A 17384-nucleotide genomic window follows, 5' to 3' on the forward strand; every position below is an offset into this window, starting at 1 on the left:
TAAATATTAAACAGCTTGTTCTGATTTTCCTTTATTATTCTGAAGCTTCATGTACACATAGAATGGTATTCCTACAAGCATTAACAGGAAGCCATACATTACAACTGTTGCGCCTGTTCCATATATTGCATATATTGAATATACAAATGCTAAAAGTGCCATGAATGAATTCTTAATGAAGTTCCAAACATTAAAGTCAGCAGAATGTTTTGTTAATAACAATATTTCAGCTGCTGCTGTAAATGAGTATGCTGGAAGGAACGCCAGTGTTGCGAGAAGCAGCATAAAGTTAAACGCAGATGTAAGTGAACCTACATAGTTCATTATAAGAAGAATGTTTGCGCAAACTCCTGCTACAATTAATGAAGTGTGTGGAGTCTTAAACTTCGGATGGATATTACCAAAGAATTTAGGGAACAACTTATCTTCAGCAGCTGCATATGAGCTTCTTGCTGTAGTTAAAATCCAGCCTGATGTTGCACCAAGTGTTGAAATTACTGCACCTAATGCTATCAGAGTTCCACCCCATGTTCCGCCGATTGCGAAGTTTATTATATCTGCAAGAGGAGCGCTTGATCCTGCCAACTTGTCCTGAGGCATTGCACCAATTGCAAGGAAACTGATTACTACATAAATAACTGCTGTTACTATAGTTCCATATATTGTACTTAATCTAATATTTCTTTCAGGATTTTTGATTTCTCCTGCTGGAACTGTTGCACTTTCAAGTCCAACGAAGGACCAGAGTGTAATACCAACAGCGGCTGGTATTGTTGCCATTGTGGAAACTTCAACTGATGATACTGTGCCAAAGTTGCCTCCATCAAACTTCATAGCAGCAATTCCTGCAAAGATGATCAGTGGAACTAACTTGCATGCTGTAGTAACTATACCAACAAGTCCGGCTCCCTTAACCCCTTTAATATTTATCCAAGTAAATATCCATAGTACAAGGGATGACATTAAAAATGCGAAAAGTCTGTTTTCTCCGAATACAGGGAAGAAGTAAGTAAAATAGCTCATGAAACCTGTTATAATTGCTGCGTTTCCAACCCAAGCACCTATCCAATAAGTCCATGCAATCAAGAATGCTGCAAATTCTCCAAAGGCAGCTCTTGAATAAACTATAGGTCCACCTGTCTTTGGCATAGCGGTACTCATTTTAGCAAAGCTTAAAGCTAATAAAATTGAACCGATTGATGTAATAATCCAGGCTATCATTGCAGCCTTTGGATTTGATGCTGCTGCAAGTCCTTGTGGAGCCATAAATATTCCTGACCCTATCATGTTTCCAACAACAATCGCTGTCGCTGCGGCTAGACCTAGTTCCCTCTTAAGTCCACCGTTTTCCAATGACTCGCTTTTGAACTTTTCTTTCATTAATATTCCTCCTCTTTGATAATATTTATGAGATAATCTTAGATTAACTCCGTTTATTATATGCTTCCAACTAAATATTTAGATTTAATTCAGTAAGGAATTAGTTATGAGCTTTCTACCCTTTATGGTTTTCTGATTTGAAGAATTTGTAACACATTCTTAATATAATTTACTAATGAGTATATTATACCATAAAAGTTGCTAAAGACAAGCGGTGTTTACGCTGCCTCTGGCGAAAGCAACCCACCCTACAATATAGGGGATTGGGGTAATATAAGCCTACGTCCCCTCGTAGGCTTATATTTATATCGTGCGGCTGCCCCTTGAAAACTGTCTAATGAGAATGTCTGTGATGCAGGTCCGGCAAATGAGTATGCTTATGTTCGACAGCTTCATGAGTATGTTCATGACTATGCTCTCCTATCACTTCCTGCTCATGGATGTGAATATGATGACCATCAATGTGGTTGTGCTTATGTTCATGAACTTCCTCAGTATGAATATGGGTGTGCTTGTGATCCTCAGATACTGCAAAATAGGTCCCAACCAACATAATTATCAATGCAATCAAAAAAGAATCAGCAATCCCTTCTTGTAATACAAACCATGAAATCAAGACTCCAATAAATGGTGCTGCTGCGTAAAAAGCACTCGTTCTGGCTGCTCCAAGTTCTCTTTGTGCTTTAATATAGAAGAATATACTTAGTCCATAAGCTACAAAGCCAAGTAAAAGGGCAAACGCAATATATGCAACATTGCTGCTATATTCCTTCAAAGTCATAGAGATGATGAGTGAACCAACGCCTGACCCAAAGCCTTTTACAACAACTATTTGCAAAGGGTCTTTTAACGAAAGCATACGTGTGCAGTTATTCTCAAAGCCCCAACATAAGCAAGCCATAATTACAAAAATTGACCCTATCGAAAATGAAAAGCTGCTAAAATCCTTAACTGACAGAATAATGCTCGAAATCGTAATAAGGGATATTGCTATCCACATTCTTTTACCTATAGCTTCTTTGAAAATAGACAAAGCAATAAGAGCTGTTGCAACGATTTCAAAGTTGTTCAGCAAAGATGCATTTGATGACGTTGTAATTGTTAGTCCTAACATCAAAAAAATAGGAGCCGCAATATCAAGAAGGATCATACCGACTACATATGGTATCTCTTTATTGGTCATTTTGGCTTCTATTTGCTCTCGCTTCCGTAATACCTTGAGCATATTAACAAGTAACATTCCTAAGCCAGCACCTAAATATAATAGTGCTGCCATTAATGTTGGTGGTATCTCTATGAGCAGCAGTTTTGATACAGGTGAACTAATACCATAAAGAGCTGCAGCCAAAATAGCCATAAGTATTGGTTGTATTTTTTTGTCTTTAGAAGCTAATTTTTTTATTTTTAATAAATCCATATATTGCCTCACTCACTAATCAAATCATTTTCGTATATTGGCTTAAAGCACGTTTTAAACTATTAATCTGGACTTCACCATCTCCATCACGAAGTGCGTCTAGTACACAATGATCCAGATGGTCTTCCAGCACAATTTGACTTATTTTCTGCAAAGCAGCTTTCGCTGAATTAAGTTGAATAATGATTTCATCACAGGGTTTGTTGCTTTCAAGCATCTTACGAATTCCACCTAATTGCCCTTCAATCCTATTAATTCTTTTACATAGCTTTTCAACATCATGGTGTTGTTGAGTTGACATTTTTCTTCCTCCTAATTTTAATAGTTATATGCCATATGCCCCTATTGGGCATATAATTATTGTATTCTCCTTTATGCCTGCTGTCAATCTACGATTAGATGCAAAAAAAATGCCGGCTAAGATGCGCAATGCACCTCAGTCGACGGTTGTATTTACACTTTTAACTGCCTATTCATATCTTAATTTCTTCCGAGTCTTCAAACTGTGCATTATACAATGATGCGTATACTCCATTGTTGTTTATAAGCTCCTCATGGCTTCCCTTTTCCTCTATGCCGTTATCGGTAAGCACCAGTATAGTCTTTGCCCTCTTGATTGTCGAAAGTCTATGAGCTATAACAAAGGTGGTCCTGTTGCTGGACAGGCTTTCCAGAGACTGCTGAACAACTTTTTCGCTTTGATTATCCAAGGATGAAGTAGCTTCATCAAGTATCAATATAGGCGGATTCTTTAGAAAAGCCCTTGCAATGCTTATTCTCTGCTTTTGTCCGCCCGAAAGCTTGACTCCTCTTTCTCCCACATAGGTATCGTAGCCCTTTTCCAGCCCCATTATAAAATCGTGAGCATTTGCCTTCTTGGCGGCGTCTATTATTTCCTCCCTAGAGGCTCCCGGCTTTCCATAATTGATATTTTCCAGAATTGTCCCTGCGAAAAGATATACATCCTGCTGAACAATTCCAATATTTTTTCTCAAGGATTCAAGCTTAATGCCCCTGATATCCCTTCCGTCAATCCTTATGGTCCCGCCAGTTACATCATAAAACCTTGGTATAAGGCTGCAGAGGGTGGACTTGCCTCCTCCTGAAGGTCCCACAAGAGCTGCAGTCTCCCCAGGCTCCAGGTTCAAGTCGATATCCTTCAGCACATGTCCTCCCTCATCATACTTGAAGGAAACACTCTCAAACTCGACTCTGCCTTTGACTTCCTCCAGTATAACGCTGTCCACGCTGTCTTTTATATCCGGCTCCGTATCCATGATTTCCAGGAATCTTTCAAAGCCAGTCATACCTTTTTGGAACTGCTCAGTAAAATTAATCAGTGATCTTATAGGCGTAAGGAAGGTATTTATATAAAGCAGATACGCAACAAGATCTGAGGTTGACGCTGCACCAAGCTTTATGAAATATGCTCCGGCAATTACCGCAACAATATATATTACACCGTTAAATAGCTCGACGCCGCTAAAGAATCGTCCCATGTAAAAGTAGCTCTCCTGCTTTGTCTTCAGGAAACCCATATTTCCTATGCTAAACTTCTCCTGCTCCACCTTCTCATTGGAAAAGGACTGCACTACCCTTACTCCAGCTATGCTATCCTCCAGCTGGGCGTTAATCTCCGCAATTTTCTGCCTGTTTCTCATAAATACGGAGCGCATTTTATTATTGTAGAAAATAGCAAAGACCATCATGAACGGGATGAATGCAAAGATTATCAAGGTAAGCTTAACATTGATGCTAAGCAATATGAAGAAGGAACCAAGTATCTTTATCGCAGAAATGAACACTTCTTCAGGACCGTGATGTGCAAGCTCGCTTATATCAAACAAATCATTGACTATCCTTGACATTATCTGTCCGGTCTTGTTGTTGTCATAGTATGAGAAGGACAACTTCTGCAGATGCGCGAAAATATCTTTGCGCATGTCGTATTCCATTTTTGCCCCCATTATATGACCCCAGGCAGTAATGAAATATTGGCAGAAATATTTTAGTATTTGTATGGCGAGCATTACTGCCCCTATCTTTATTATGATGTCAAAGGCCGTATTCAGCTCTGCACTAAGGCTCTTCTCAAGCAGGTACTTTACCAGCACAGGGAAGAGCAGGTCTACCCCCGCTGCTGTAAAGGCGCAGAACATATCAAGAAAGAACAGGCCTTTATAAGGCTTATAATATGAGATGAATCTCCATAGCTTATTCATTGGTCAACCTCCACATTAATACAATATAATAATCCTACACAACCAAAAAATCAACCATTAATATTATAATAGATGGTTGATCAATTCTAAATTATGTATTTATTTAGCCTTCCCCGCCGCTGCCTGTGCAGTGCACAACTCATTTCCCGGTTAAATGTCCTGCATAATTCCGTCTCATAATCATTGAGTCGTCTACAATCAAAATTTTTGCCACTTTATCACCCGGATTTATGCTTAAATGAATGAAACAATAACAATATGCATTCTACATTAAATATACTCTTTTTGCTTCGTTACTGTCAACTGACAGAGAATAATGTCGATTGCAAAAACCAAATATAATGCATTGGGTTTATTTAAAAATCCTAGCATTATATTCAGAAACCTTATTGGTTTTGAAGAAGAATATATGTGAACAGCAAGTGCTTTTTAACACAACAAATTTCTGATAATCAAGTGTTAAAAATGCACTTCCTTGATGTTGTATCTCTGCAGGATTAACATTTCTTTCAGTTAAGAGATACAAGCGCTGAGTTTTTAACTGTTACCCTTCTTGCTGCCCTTTCCTGTAATTATTGCAATTCCTATAATTATTAAAACGGCTGGTATTATATAATCCTTTAAGTCAACGCGTATATAAGTTCTCAGCAGTGCTGACAATCCTATGCCGCCTAAAATGGCTACAGGCACTAAAAGTCCTTTGTCATGGTTTCCAAACAGGTACAGTTCAAATAGGCCTATTGCAACACCTATAAGAAACAGCGGCCAAAGATCAGCCATCATGTGCCATCCGAAAAACACGTTGGCATAAAAAAGCGCTCCGTAAGTAGTGAGTATTCCTCCTGGCACAAGTATTCCAGGGTTCTTGTCAATTCCCGTGAAGAATGCAAAATGCATATATAATCCAGGAACCAGCAACGCCAGAGGCCATATATAGTTCCATGTGAAATTCAGATAACCCAGGTTCGACATGAGAAACAGTGCTCCCATAGCTATCAAAACAGTACCAATTACAATATTAGAATTCCTATTCATTATTTTACCTCCCATATATTTTGCGAAAAACATTATATATTTAATCCTTATGCTTTGCGTTTTATCTTTCATAGTAATATACGCGAAACTGGAATATATGTCTGATAAAAGTATGGATTTTCAAGAGGCTTTTTTTTAATTCCGCAGCAAGCCAGCTGCTACATATAAATTCTCAATTGCGCCCAACATATAATGAGTGATAATATAATTGTTATGGAAGTAATACTGCCAAAATGTGGAGGAGTATATGAAGGATTCAATAAGAAAACAAATACTTGGTATAAGGAATAAATTATCCGATTATGAGGTAAACAACCTCAGCGAAAGTATTTTTCTCAATCTGAGGAAAAACAGCTTTCTTGATAGCTCACTTCATGTGATGGTATATCTGGATTTTAAGCACGAGGTGAAAACCGACGCTATTATAAACTATTGCCTGGAGCAGAACAAAAAAGTATATATACCAATATGTATACCCGAGACTCATGAGGTTTCCATTTCAAGGATTACAAATCTGGAAGAGCTCCAATCAGGACATTTCGGAATACGTGAGCCCATGCTGCAGCATATCAGACTTGCCGACAGCAGACTTATTGACTTGGTGCTCGTACCGGGCATAGCCTTTGACAAGGTCGGAAACAGAGTGGGCTTTGGAGCAGGCTATTATGACAGGTTCATGAAGCGCTTGCAGCCGGGTGCAGTTAAGGCCGCCCTTGCGTTTTCCTTTCAGATAGTAGACTTTGTTCCATCAGATGAATACGATATTCCTGTAGATTACATAGTAACTGAAAAAGGCACAATCAGATGCACACATAGCAGTATAGACTAAGAATAACGAAATAGAAGGTGATAACATGCTACTTGACATTTTCTTTACTTTTTTTAAAATAGGCTCTTTTACGATTGGAGGAGGCTATGCAATGCTTCCCGTGATACAGCGGGAGGTTGTAGACAATAAAAAGTGGCTGGGCGACGAAGAGTTCTTGGATTCTATTGCCGTTACCAACAGCCTGCCCGGCCCCTTGGCTATCAACTGTGCCACTTTTGTAGGTTACAAAAAAGCCGGTTTTGCAGGAGCGATTTCTGCAGCTCTTGGAGCAGTTATGCCTTCCTTCCTGATTATACTGCTGATTGCTTTATTCTTTGGCTCGATTCAGGAAAATCCCATTGTTGAGTATGTATTTGCAGGGATAAGACCAGCAGTGGTAGCATTAATTGCTTATGCCTTGGTAAAGCTTGTAAAATCAATGGGTATAAATTTGGTTAACATATCAATCTCTTTGGCGGTACTACTAGCGATTCTCCTGCTTAATTTCCACCCCATAGTAACTATAGTAATATGCGGGGGTTTGGGATTTTTCCTCTTCAGAAAGGAGGAGAAGGCATGACTGCACTATTGAAGCTTTTTTTAGCTTTCCTCAAGATTGGAGCCTTCAGTTTCGGCGGAGGATATGCGGTTCTATCCCTTATACAGGAGGAAGTAATTGAAGGCAACGGCTGGATTTCACCGGAGGATTTCATTGATATTGTTGCCATAGCAGAAATGACTCCCGGGCCAATCGCCGTCAATTCTTCAACCTTTGTGGGTTACAAGGTCGGAGCTCTGGCAGGATCAGCCATTGCAACCTTTGCAGTTGTGCTGATACCTATTACAATCACACTGCTCGTATCGGTTTATTATAATAAGTTCAAGCATCTGAAGCAGGTAAACTGGGTCATACTAGGCATAAGACCTGCAGTATTGGGGCTTATCGCAGCAGCGTGTGTAAAAATTGGTAAGGTGTCTATTATTGATCTTAAGGGTGCGATAATTGCATTGCTGGTCTTTGCGGGAGTCTACAAGCTAAAGATAAACCCAATAATTGCAATAGTTATTTCAGGAGTGCTTGGAATAGTATTCTATGGAATGATGTAAATATCTGGTTGCCCATTGCCAAAAAATCCACAGTCATGTAACGCATGATTCTGGATTTTTCTTATTTTTGTTTTAAACTCTTGTTCTTTGTTAATAATATTACAGGGAAAGAGGTGATTTAGTGGCTTTAAAAGTAGGCATTCCCAGAGGAATGTATTTTTACAAGTATTATCCCTTTATACAGACCTTTCTTACGGAGCTCGGGGCTGAAGTAGTTCCTTCTCCGGAGACAACTAAGGAAATACTTGATAAGGGTGTACAGTACAGCATTGATGACGCATGTCTCCCGGTAAAGGTATACCATGGTCATGTAAATAATCTGAAGGATAAGGTGGACCGCATGCTTGTACCCCGCCTTACAAGCGTATCAAGGGGTGAATATATATGTCCGAAATTCGGGGGGCTTCCCGAGATGATTAAATACTCAGTTCCAGATTTGCCCCCCCTAATCGATACAGAGATAAACCTTTTAAAAAGCCAAAGGGAGCTTGTAAAAGCACTATATAAAATGGCATTTTCGTTAAGGTTCAAAAACCCGATGAGAATCAGCAAAGGCATAAATTTAGCGTTGAAGGCCCATGAGGAGTTTAAATCATCAGTACATAAAGGCAATACTCCCGACAGCGTAATTATGGTCAGACCAGATATTTCATACAAGCGCAAAATCACAATAGGGCTTATCGGGCACCCGTACCTGCTTTATGATAACTTTATAAACATGAGCCTGATAAAAAAGCTGAGGGATCGAGGTGCCGAAATATTAACTCCCGATATGATAGACCCACATATTATAAATGAAAGATGTATGGAACTTTCTAAAAGAATGTTCTGGAGCAGCGGCAAAAGCATTATCGGCAGTGCATTATACATAATGGACAATAGCTCCATTGATGGAATGCTGTCACTGACAGCCTTCGGCTGCGGAGTAGATTCTCTTGCGGGAGAATTCATTGAGAAATATGCTAGAAAATATTATAAAAAACCCTACATGGTGTTGAATATTGACGAACATACCGGAGATGCAGGCTTCAACACCCGCTTAGAGGCGTTTTTTGACCTATTGGACTGGAGGAATACAAATGCGGCTTACTTATCCGCACATGGGCGAAGCATACATAGCAATTAAAAGTCTTATGGATGAGGTAGGAGTTGAAAGCGTCATCCCTTCATTTACAACTAGTGCAACCTTAAGGCTCGGCTCTTCCATCTCACCGGAAACTATATGTCTCCCGTACAAGATTATGCTTGGAAATTATATTAACAGTATCAATGCAGGAGCAGACACAATACTCATCACCGGGAGCTGCGGGCCTTGCAGGTTTGGCTACTATGGTCCCTTGCAGAAGCAAGCCTTGGAGGAAGCAGGATATAAAGACATAGATATCATGATTCTTGACCCTCCGAAGGAAGGATATCGGAAATTCTTTGAAACAATCAAGAAAATTGCCGGAAACAATAGAGCAAATATCGTAAGGGCCTTTTTGAATGCTTATAAGGTATGCTGTGAAGTGGACAGCTTGAATGAATTGCTTTATTATACAAGGCCGCGGACTGTCAATAAAGCTGAATTACGGGCAATCGTACATGAGTTTAAGAGGAATGTGATGAATGCTAAGGGCACAGCCGAGATGCTGAGTTTAATCGGTGAAACCAAGAATCTTATAAAAAAAGTAAATATAGACACCAGCTTTAAGCCTGTGAGAATAGGAATCATCGGAGAGATATATACAATTATTGAGCCATTCACTAATCTTAATGTAGAGGAAAAGCTTGGGGACTTGGGTGTGGAAGTGCACAGGTCAATGACTGTAAAGGATTGGGCTCGCAATAATGTGATTCTTCCTGCTACCGGGCGAAAGCCGTATACGAAGGAAAAGAAGCTGTCGAAGCCCTACCTGCCCACTCTCATTGGAGGGCATTCCCAGGAATGCATCGGTCATGCAATACATTATGCAAAAATGGGCTATGATGGACTTATACAGATTTACCCCATGACCTGCATGCCTGAAATAGTATCCCGATCAATACTTCCTCAGATAGAAAAAGATTATTCCATCCCCATACTTTACATGATAGTGGATGAGCAGACAGGTGAGGCTGGATTCCAAACAAGGCTGGAGGCCTTTGTGGACTATATAGGGAAGAATAGAAGCAACAAAGCTAGTGGAGTACTCCACTAGCTTTTATCTTTCTCAGCATCCGAGTACTCTTCCTCTGCTTTTCTAAAGGGTGAGAACTCCACTAGTTCATCTACATGTCTGAGCCCACTTTTCCAAAGATACAGCATATATGGCAGGAAAAAAAGCAGCATGTAAAATTTCTGTGAAAACAGTATGAAATCATATATTCCATGAAGTATTACCGGAACTGCAAATCCAAGCAATAAATATTTCTGCCTGTACTGTGGCTTTGCAAATTTGGCTATGCCCAGGTAATATCCCATTGCTACGGAAAATAGAGCATGTGCAGGCACAGCAGTAATGGACCTGACAATTGCAGTGCTGAAGCCACTTGAAAGCACATATGCAAGGTTTTCGACAGTAGCGAAACCTAAGGAAATGAACACTGCATATACGATACCGTCATACATTTCGTTGAACTCTCTGCTCTTCCATATATAGAAGAAAAACAATAAAAACTTGGAGGATTCTTCTACAAGCCCCGCCACTATAAAAGCAGTATAGCCAGCGGTCAACAAGCTAAAGTCAGTCGTATCAAATATATTCAAGGTCATCTCTATAAAAAGTACCGGTATTACAAGGCCTCCGCCCAACAGGAATGCTTTTAAAAGCAGCCGCCTGGGCTCCTTTTCATATTTATCTCTGGTATAAAAGTAGTACAGCAAAGCAGCAGATGGAGCCACCGCCGCAGCCAACAAAAGCATCTCGACCCCTCCTTGTTGAATTAAATATATACTAAAATAAATAATGCGCAGAAAGCAAAGGAGAAACGGGAACCACGGTTTTCCTTCGGAAAAACACTGAAACCCACGGAAGACACGGCGAAAAAAAATAGACTGAAACATAAGTATTAATCGATAATGAAGTAAGAATCAAAAACCACTAATGCCGCTATATATTATATAAAATCAACCGTGCAATTCCGTAGGAATCCGTGGAACATCCGTGTGTTCAGTGGTATCCGTTCCCCTGTGTCACATTATTCTATAACTATTTGTTAGATTTATTACTAGACACATTGCCATTATTCTCAACAATTTTTATCTGTCTTTCATTTAATCCATACAGCTTATATAGTTCCCTGTCGATTTCATATGTAACAGCCCTTTTGTATTCCTCATTTTTACAATCCTTTAGCTGGCGAGCCTTCTCTTGTATGAGACTTCCGGCTATGGGCATAGGAATTCTCATTCTCAGCACTGTATTGGGATAATAATCATATAGGTTTTCACTGATTTTTTTTGCATAGCATTTAAAATAGTATTCGAACAGCTGTGAATTAAGGATTGCTGCAATATAATCCAATGAAATAATGCCTTCATATTCCTTCTTAAGCTTCAGGCTGTATATGTCCGCACTGCAGAAGTTGCCTGCTTCATCAACTGCAAAACGGCTGTTTGAGGACTTGTAGGGGTAGATTATTTTGGGCGACTCAAAAATCCCGTTGTTTCTGCCCCACTGCAGCTGATACCACTTCCGCACTCCCCGCCTGCATTCTCTTCTCTCTTGAAGTTTATCCCGGCAGCTTGCAATGTATTTTATAGCATTTGGAAAATCCTTCTCCTCCTGTATAAAATCAGAGTATATAAGGAACCTGTCAGTTACCTTTATACCATGCTTTAAGATATCACTGTTCTTAATCCATGGTCTCAAAAGCGATTTCTCTATCCCATGCTCCGAAACCTCACTTCCACTTAAAACAAAAGCCCTGTCACAGCCGGTTATTATACCCTGATAACTGTGGGCAATGTCTTTCAGAGTCACACTGCTCTTTGCTTCAAGAGCTGCAAATATTTCATATTTCTCAGGGCTTAAAAGCACCCAGCCATCATCCTTGAATTCCGTGCTATTTACAGTAAAGTGCTCAAAGCTTGAAGGAGCAAACAATTCAGCTTCTGAAGCAGCTATATTTTGTTTTTGCTTCAAAACTACAGTTTCGCCAACAAAGCTTCCCTTATTCAGCGTAATTATACAGGCAGCGACTCCTGCGTCCTGAAAAACGCGACTCCCGTAAAAGTCAACTACTTCAGTGATATTGCATTTATCGGTTATATACCTTCTAAGTCCCGCAGCAGATGGGCCTTCCATAAAGTATCTGGAAGTAATGAAGCTTAAAGTGCCCCCCTGACGCAGAAAATCTATGCCCCTTTTCAGAAAGCAGTAAGATATGTCAGACTTATCCATGTAAATTCCTTTATATATCTGCTGCAAGACTTTCTTATATTCACTGGATACCATCTTATGACCTATGTATGGAGGGTTGCCCAATATATAGTCGTACTCCCCTTCTACTCCGCCCAGCAGGCTGTCACAGCAGGCAAGATTCCCCCGGCATTCTCTCCCTGCCAACCGCATTAGTATTTCACCGGCTGTATCCAAAGCTTCCTGATCTATATCGGCACCCCATAAGTTGTTTTCAACTATAAAGCGCCCTATACCCTCCTTTTGCAGCTTTCCTTGCAGCTCTTTATTCCTGTCCAATATTGTCTCATAGTTTCTCTCGAACTTCTCCTTCAGCATCTGGAAGGCTTTTATAAGGAAAAGACCCGTCCCGCAGGCAGGGTCCAATATCCTGATATAAGGATTCTCTATCACATCTGCCTTGGACAGCACTTTCTCAGTCATTCTTTCTATGACCTCCGGGGGAGTATAGAAAACCCCCTTGTCTTTTCTGTCCCTGCGGCTTTTCTTCGATTGTACTTTATCACTCTCTTTGAGTATTGATTCTTTTATACTCATGCTTAACCTCATATCTACAGCTTTTCCATATATAATTTCCCCTGCAGGGGTTCCAGGATAATGTCCAGCCTGCCCTCAACAATGTCAATACCTTTACTGCCCTCAAGCAAGTCATACATGCTGCTCTTGCACCATTTCCCCATGTCTATTGATACATGGCGCCGGCTGTCCCTGCTCCTGTTCACCAGCACAAGGGCAGTATTGTCCTCACAATGCTCCCCGAATGCATCCCTGCCATTATCTATACTTCTTACATAACCATAAACATCGCCTTCAGCATATACCGTAATCCATTTGCCTGTGCTGAAAACATCATATTTGCCTCTAATAGACGTTATAGTCTTATACCAATCAAGCAGTTCAGAGTTTTCATTTCCCCAAGGATAGGTTCCCCTGTTCAGAGGGTCCTTGTACCCCTCCAGTCCTGCTTCATCTCCATAATATATGCTTGGAACTCCAGGAAAGGTCATTTGTATAAGCGACAATAGCTTAAGTCTTGCTATGCCTAGAGACCTCTGACTCTCAGGCAGGCGATATGTTTCCTTTTGCATCTGCGACAGCTGCTGCTCCCCGGGGGCATCCCCCAGTATGGTCAGTATTCTTGGAACGTCATGGGTACCGATCAAATTCATATTGCTGTAGAAATTATGGAGAGGATAATTCTCATAAATACTCATGAGAACTTCATTTGCATGTCTTGCATCGTGTCTCCCGGTAAAAAAGTCGATCATTATTTCCCTAAAGGGATAATTCATTACTGAATCCAGTTCCTCTCCCATAAGATAAGCCCTCTTTTTTCCATAGCTTTCCTTATTAGAGGCATCTTCCCAAACTTCTCCCATAAGTACCGAGTCAGCATCCTTTTCCTTCATAGCCTTACGGAGAATGCGGATAAATTCGTCGGGAAGCTCATCTGCCACGTCCAGACGCCAGCCCTTTGCACCCAAGTCCATCCATTGCTTTATGACGCTGTTCTGCCCGGTAATTATATAGTCAACATATCCAGGATCCATTTCATTGACATTGGGCAGGCTTTCGACTCCCCACCAGCACTCATAGTCATCCTTGGAGCACTTGAAGCGGTACCATGAGTAATATGGGGATTCTGTTGACTGAAACGCTCCTATACCGGGATAGCTGCCATACCTGTTGAAGTATATGCTGTCGCTGCCGGTATGGCTGAAAACCCCATCCAGCATAATAGATATCCCCCGCTGTTCCGCCTTTTTGCACAAGTCCTTGAAGGTCTCATTGCTGCCAAACATCGGGTCTATCTTTTTATAATCCGCCGTATCGTATTTGTGGTTACTGGGTGCCTCAAAAATAGGATTCAAGTAAATCACAGCGATACCCAGCGCTCTTAGATAGTCCAGCTTATCTATCACACCCTGAAGGTTTCCTCCGAAAAAGTCCCACCTGGCTATTGAGCCATTCTCACAGTCCTTTATATAAGTAGGGGTATCCTCCCAATTGGCATATATGAAGCTGTTCTTCTTAGGGTTCAGCGCCTTGCCGTCTTTGCTCCCATTATAGAATCTGTCCACAAATATCTGGTACATTATTGCTCTTTTATACCAATATGGAGTTTTTGCTTCTCCCTTATATACTGTAATCTGATATCTTGGAGGGATTGTATCATATACGCGGCCTATACCTCCCAGCGAGCTTTCGCTGTTCCCGCAGTAATACTTTCTGCCCTCCATGACTAGCTCAAAATAGTACCACAGAAGTCCCGGCTCCTGTGGTACATCCACTTCTGCAGTATAGTGCATTGCTTCTCCCGATTCGTCCTTTAAGGCTAAGCCCAACCTCTGTTCAATGCCGCCCTCTATACTGATTATTACATCAGCTGAGCTTATTGGACTCGAGGTGTGAACTGTAAGCCCCAGGCTGACTTTGCTGCCGCAGGGAACTGCACCAAAGGGGAAACGATATTTTTCCTCATGAGAGTTATGAAAAAACAATGTATTCGTCATATAATCACCTCTTTGACCCCCCATATGCCTGTTGCATATTCCGATATTGTCCTGTCGCTGGAGAATACTCCAGAGTGAGCAATATTGTTTATACTCATCCTTGCCCACTTGGATTTTTGCCGATAGAGCTCATCCGCCCATTTATGGGCTTCCACATATGCATTAAAGTCTTTCAGCACAAAGTACTCATCGTTTTGCAGCAGCAGGTGGTTGTAAATGCCCATGAACTCAACATTGCTCACCGGGAAGAAGCCGTTTACCAACTGGTCTACAACTTTTTTAATCCTTGGATCATTGTTATACATCTCGACTGCATTGTATCCACCTTGCCTGTAGTAATCCATTACTTCTCTTTCTGTCATTCCAAATATAATAATATTTTCATCCCCGACTTCATCCCTTATCTCGACATTTGCCCCATCCAGAGTAGCGACAGTAATGGCTCCATTCATCATGAGCTTCATATTTCCTGTACCTGAGGCTTCCTTTGTGGTAGTAGATATCTGCTCACTCACATCAGCTGCCGGAATTATCCTTTCAGCCAAAGATACCTTATAGTCTTCCATAAATACAACTTTAAGCTTATTTTCAATGGTCCTGTCATTATTTATTTTATCGGCGAGGGTGTTTATAAGCTTAATCTCCTGTTTAGCCAAATAATACCCCGGTGCCGCTTTGGCCCCGAATATGAAGGTTCTTGGGATAATATCCAGCTTGGGATTCTCCTTCAAACAATTGTAAAGGTGCATTATATGGAGCACATTAAGAAGCTGTCTCTTATATGCATGCATTCTCTTTATCTGCACATCGAATATTGAGCTTGGATCAACATCTATTGAATACTTCTGTTTTATTATTCTTGCCAACTCCAGCTTATTATTCTGCTTTATTCTCATTATCTTTTCCTGAACTGCAGCATCATCCTGATATTTTAATAGTTTTATAAGATCTGTGGGATGCTTTGCCCAACTGGTCCCTATGGTCTCCTTAAGCAGCTGTGCCAGCTCGGGATTTGACTTCAGCAGCCACCTTCTATGGGTAATGCCGTTGGTCTTGTTATTGAACTTGTATGGATAGAAATGATAGAAATCCACAAGCTCCTGCTTTTTCAATATTTCAGTATGAATCTTGGCAACCCCGTTTACACTGTGGCTCCCCACTATTGCCAGGTGTGCCATTTTCACATATCCTTCCGCTGTAATAGCCATTCTTGATATCTTGTCCCATTGACCGGGATATCTATTCCACAAATCCCTGCAAAATCTCTCGTTTATCTCCTCAATAATCATATAAATTCTCGGCAGCATTGATTTGAACATATCTATAGGCCATTTTTCCAGTGCCTCGGATAGAATAGTATGATTGGTGTAGGAAATAGTATTTGTAGTTATCTTCCATGCCGTATCCCAGTCTATGCCTTCCTGGTCCATGAGAATTCTCATTAGCTCAGGTATGGCCACTGCAGGGTGAGTGTCATTTATATGAATTGCCACCTTTTCATCAAAATCCTTAATGCTTTCATTTGCATGCTTGTAGGTTCTTACAATACTCTGCAGGCCCGCAGACACAAAGAAGTACTGCTGCTTGAGTCTCAGTTTCCTGCCTTCTACATAGCTGTCATCAGGGTAAAGCACCTGTGATATGGCCTCTACAGAGTATTTGTTCTCCACTGCCTTCATGTAATCCCCTTTGCTGAAGGAGGATAAGTCGAAATCCTTCTCTGGGTTTTCTGCACTCCAGAGCCTTAATGTGTTAACAGTTTCATTTTTATAACCCATTATCGGTGTGTCATAAGGAACTGCCAGCACTGTGTCATAGTTCTCATGCTTGAATTTTAGCTTGTCGTTCTCATACTCGGTGGCCACATTTCCCCCAAACCTGACTTCAACAGCCTTGTCAGCCTTCCTCATCTCCCAAACATTTCCCTCTCTGAGCCAATTCTCAGGGAGCTCCACCTGATAGCCGTCAACGATTTTCTGATGGAACAGTCCATACTTGTATCTGATTCCACAGCCATGCCCAGGTATTCCAAGGGAAGCCATGGAATCAAGAAAGCAAGCAGCCAGCCTTCCAAGTCCTCCATTTCCAAGCCCAGCATCAGGCTCGGCAGACTTTATCTCCTTCAGGGTGGTTCCGAGTTCTTGAAGCACTTCCTCGCAGACCTTCTCCATATCGGTATTTACCAGGTTGTTGCCCAGGAGTCTTCCCAGCAGGAATTCAATAGAGAAATAATATACCTGCTTTATATTCTTTTTATGATATTCTTCATTTGTCTTAATCCAATCCCCTGATACATAATCCCTGATTAGGCTTCCAAGAGCTGTATACCGGTCATTGTTTGTTGCTTCCTCAAAGCTTTTCGCATGCATGGTTGATATTTTTTTCAAGTAATCATGTTTAAATCTATCTTTACTTATAATCATAATTGCCTCCTAGTTTTGTGTATACAAAACATTCATCGATTTTGTCCATTCGTTCAGCTTTGCTGCACGCTGACAGGCTTTGCCTGGAAGGGACATT

14 protein-coding genes are annotated in these 17384 nt (G+C 40.9%); 5 read left to right on the forward strand and 9 right to left on the reverse strand.

Annotation, left to right across the window (positions count from 1 at the left end):
* Window positions 1–6 precede the first annotated feature (6 nt).
* The 5 genes from VEB00_15700 to VEB00_15720 all read right to left on the reverse strand — a co-directional run bounded on the left by VEB00_15700 (window position 7) and on the right by VEB00_15720 (window position 6054).
* Window positions 7–1380, reverse strand: a complete 1374-nt coding sequence (locus VEB00_15700) for an amino acid permease (protein HYF84459.1) — start codon at window positions 1378–1380, stop codon at window positions 7–9.
* 334 nt (window positions 1381–1714) lie between these two features.
* Window positions 1715–2737, reverse strand: coding sequence for a DMT family transporter (locus VEB00_15705; protein HYF84460.1), 1023 nt, complete (start codon window positions 2735–2737; stop codon window positions 1715–1717).
* A gap of 79 nt (window positions 2738–2816) precedes the next feature.
* Window positions 2817–3098, reverse strand: a complete 282-nt coding sequence (locus tag VEB00_15710) for a metal-sensing transcriptional repressor (protein HYF84461.1) — start codon at window positions 3096–3098, stop codon at window positions 2817–2819.
* 172 nt (window positions 3099–3270) lie between these two features.
* Window positions 3271–5019, reverse strand: a complete 1749-nt coding sequence (locus VEB00_15715; protein ID HYF84462.1) for an ABC transporter ATP-binding protein — start codon at window positions 5017–5019, stop codon at window positions 3271–3273.
* 537 nt (window positions 5020–5556) lie between these two features.
* On the reverse strand, window positions 5557–6054 hold the full coding sequence (locus tag VEB00_15720) for a DUF5668 domain-containing protein (GenBank protein ID HYF84463.1): 498 nt from the start codon (window positions 6052–6054) through the stop codon (window positions 5557–5559).
* 247 nt (window positions 6055–6301) lie between these two features.
* Between VEB00_15720 and VEB00_15725 the strand changes: the two genes are divergently transcribed.
* From VEB00_15725 to VEB00_15745, 5 genes are all read left to right on the forward strand, one after another.
* Entirely contained in the window at window positions 6302–6883 is a 582-nt protein-coding gene (locus VEB00_15725; GenBank protein HYF84464.1) for a 5-formyltetrahydrofolate cyclo-ligase, read from the forward strand.
* Window positions 6884–6908: 25 nt separating this feature from the next.
* The gene (locus VEB00_15730; GenBank protein ID HYF84465.1) at window positions 6909–7442 is read left to right on the forward strand and encodes a chromate transporter; all 534 of its coding nucleotides are present in this window, start codon (window positions 6909–6911) and stop codon (window positions 7440–7442) included.
* Complete coding sequence (locus tag VEB00_15735; protein ID HYF84466.1) at window positions 7439–7969, forward strand: chromate transporter; 531 nt, start codon at window positions 7439–7441, stop codon at window positions 7967–7969. The genes VEB00_15730 and VEB00_15735 overlap by 4 nt, the downstream gene beginning before the upstream one ends.
* Window positions 7970–8090: 121 nt before the next feature.
* Window positions 8091–9095, forward strand: coding sequence for an acyl-CoA dehydratase activase-related protein (locus VEB00_15740; protein ID HYF84467.1), 1005 nt, complete (start codon window positions 8091–8093; stop codon window positions 9093–9095).
* On the forward strand, window positions 9049–10149 hold the full coding sequence (locus tag VEB00_15745) for a CoA protein activase (GenBank protein ID HYF84468.1): 1101 nt from the start codon (window positions 9049–9051) through the stop codon (window positions 10147–10149). The genes VEB00_15740 and VEB00_15745 overlap by 47 nt, the downstream gene beginning before the upstream one ends.
* Here the strand turns inward: VEB00_15745 and VEB00_15750 are convergent.
* The 4 genes from VEB00_15750 to VEB00_15765 all read right to left on the reverse strand — a co-directional run bounded on the left by VEB00_15750 (window position 10146) and on the right by VEB00_15765 (window position 17290).
* Window positions 10146–10853 carry a PrsW family glutamic-type intramembrane protease gene (locus VEB00_15750; GenBank protein ID HYF84469.1) on the reverse strand — a complete coding sequence of 236 codons (708 nt, stop codon included), beginning with the start codon at window positions 10851–10853 and terminating at the stop codon, window positions 10146–10148. The two genes, VEB00_15745 and VEB00_15750, sit on opposite strands and share 4 nt — an antisense overlap.
* A gap of 286 nt (window positions 10854–11139) precedes the next feature.
* Window positions 11140–12888 (reverse strand): N-6 DNA methylase, encoded by a 1749-nt coding sequence (locus tag VEB00_15755; GenBank protein HYF84470.1) that lies wholly within the window; start codon window positions 12886–12888, stop codon window positions 11140–11142.
* 14 nt (window positions 12889–12902) lie between these two features.
* Window positions 12903–14864, reverse strand: a complete 1962-nt coding sequence (locus VEB00_15760) for a glycoside hydrolase family 13 protein (protein ID HYF84471.1) — start codon at window positions 14862–14864, stop codon at window positions 12903–12905.
* A complete protein-coding gene (locus VEB00_15765) occupies window positions 14861–17290 on the reverse strand; it encodes a glycogen/starch/alpha-glucan phosphorylase (protein ID HYF84472.1) in 2430 nt (809 codons plus the stop codon). Before VEB00_15765 ends, VEB00_15760 begins: the two co-directional genes overlap by 4 nt.
* Window positions 17291–17384: the final 94 nt, after the last annotated feature.

The organism is Clostridia bacterium (assembly GCA_035628995.1).
Classification (GTDB): Bacteria; Bacillota; Clostridia; order Lutisporales; family Lutisporaceae; genus BRH-c25.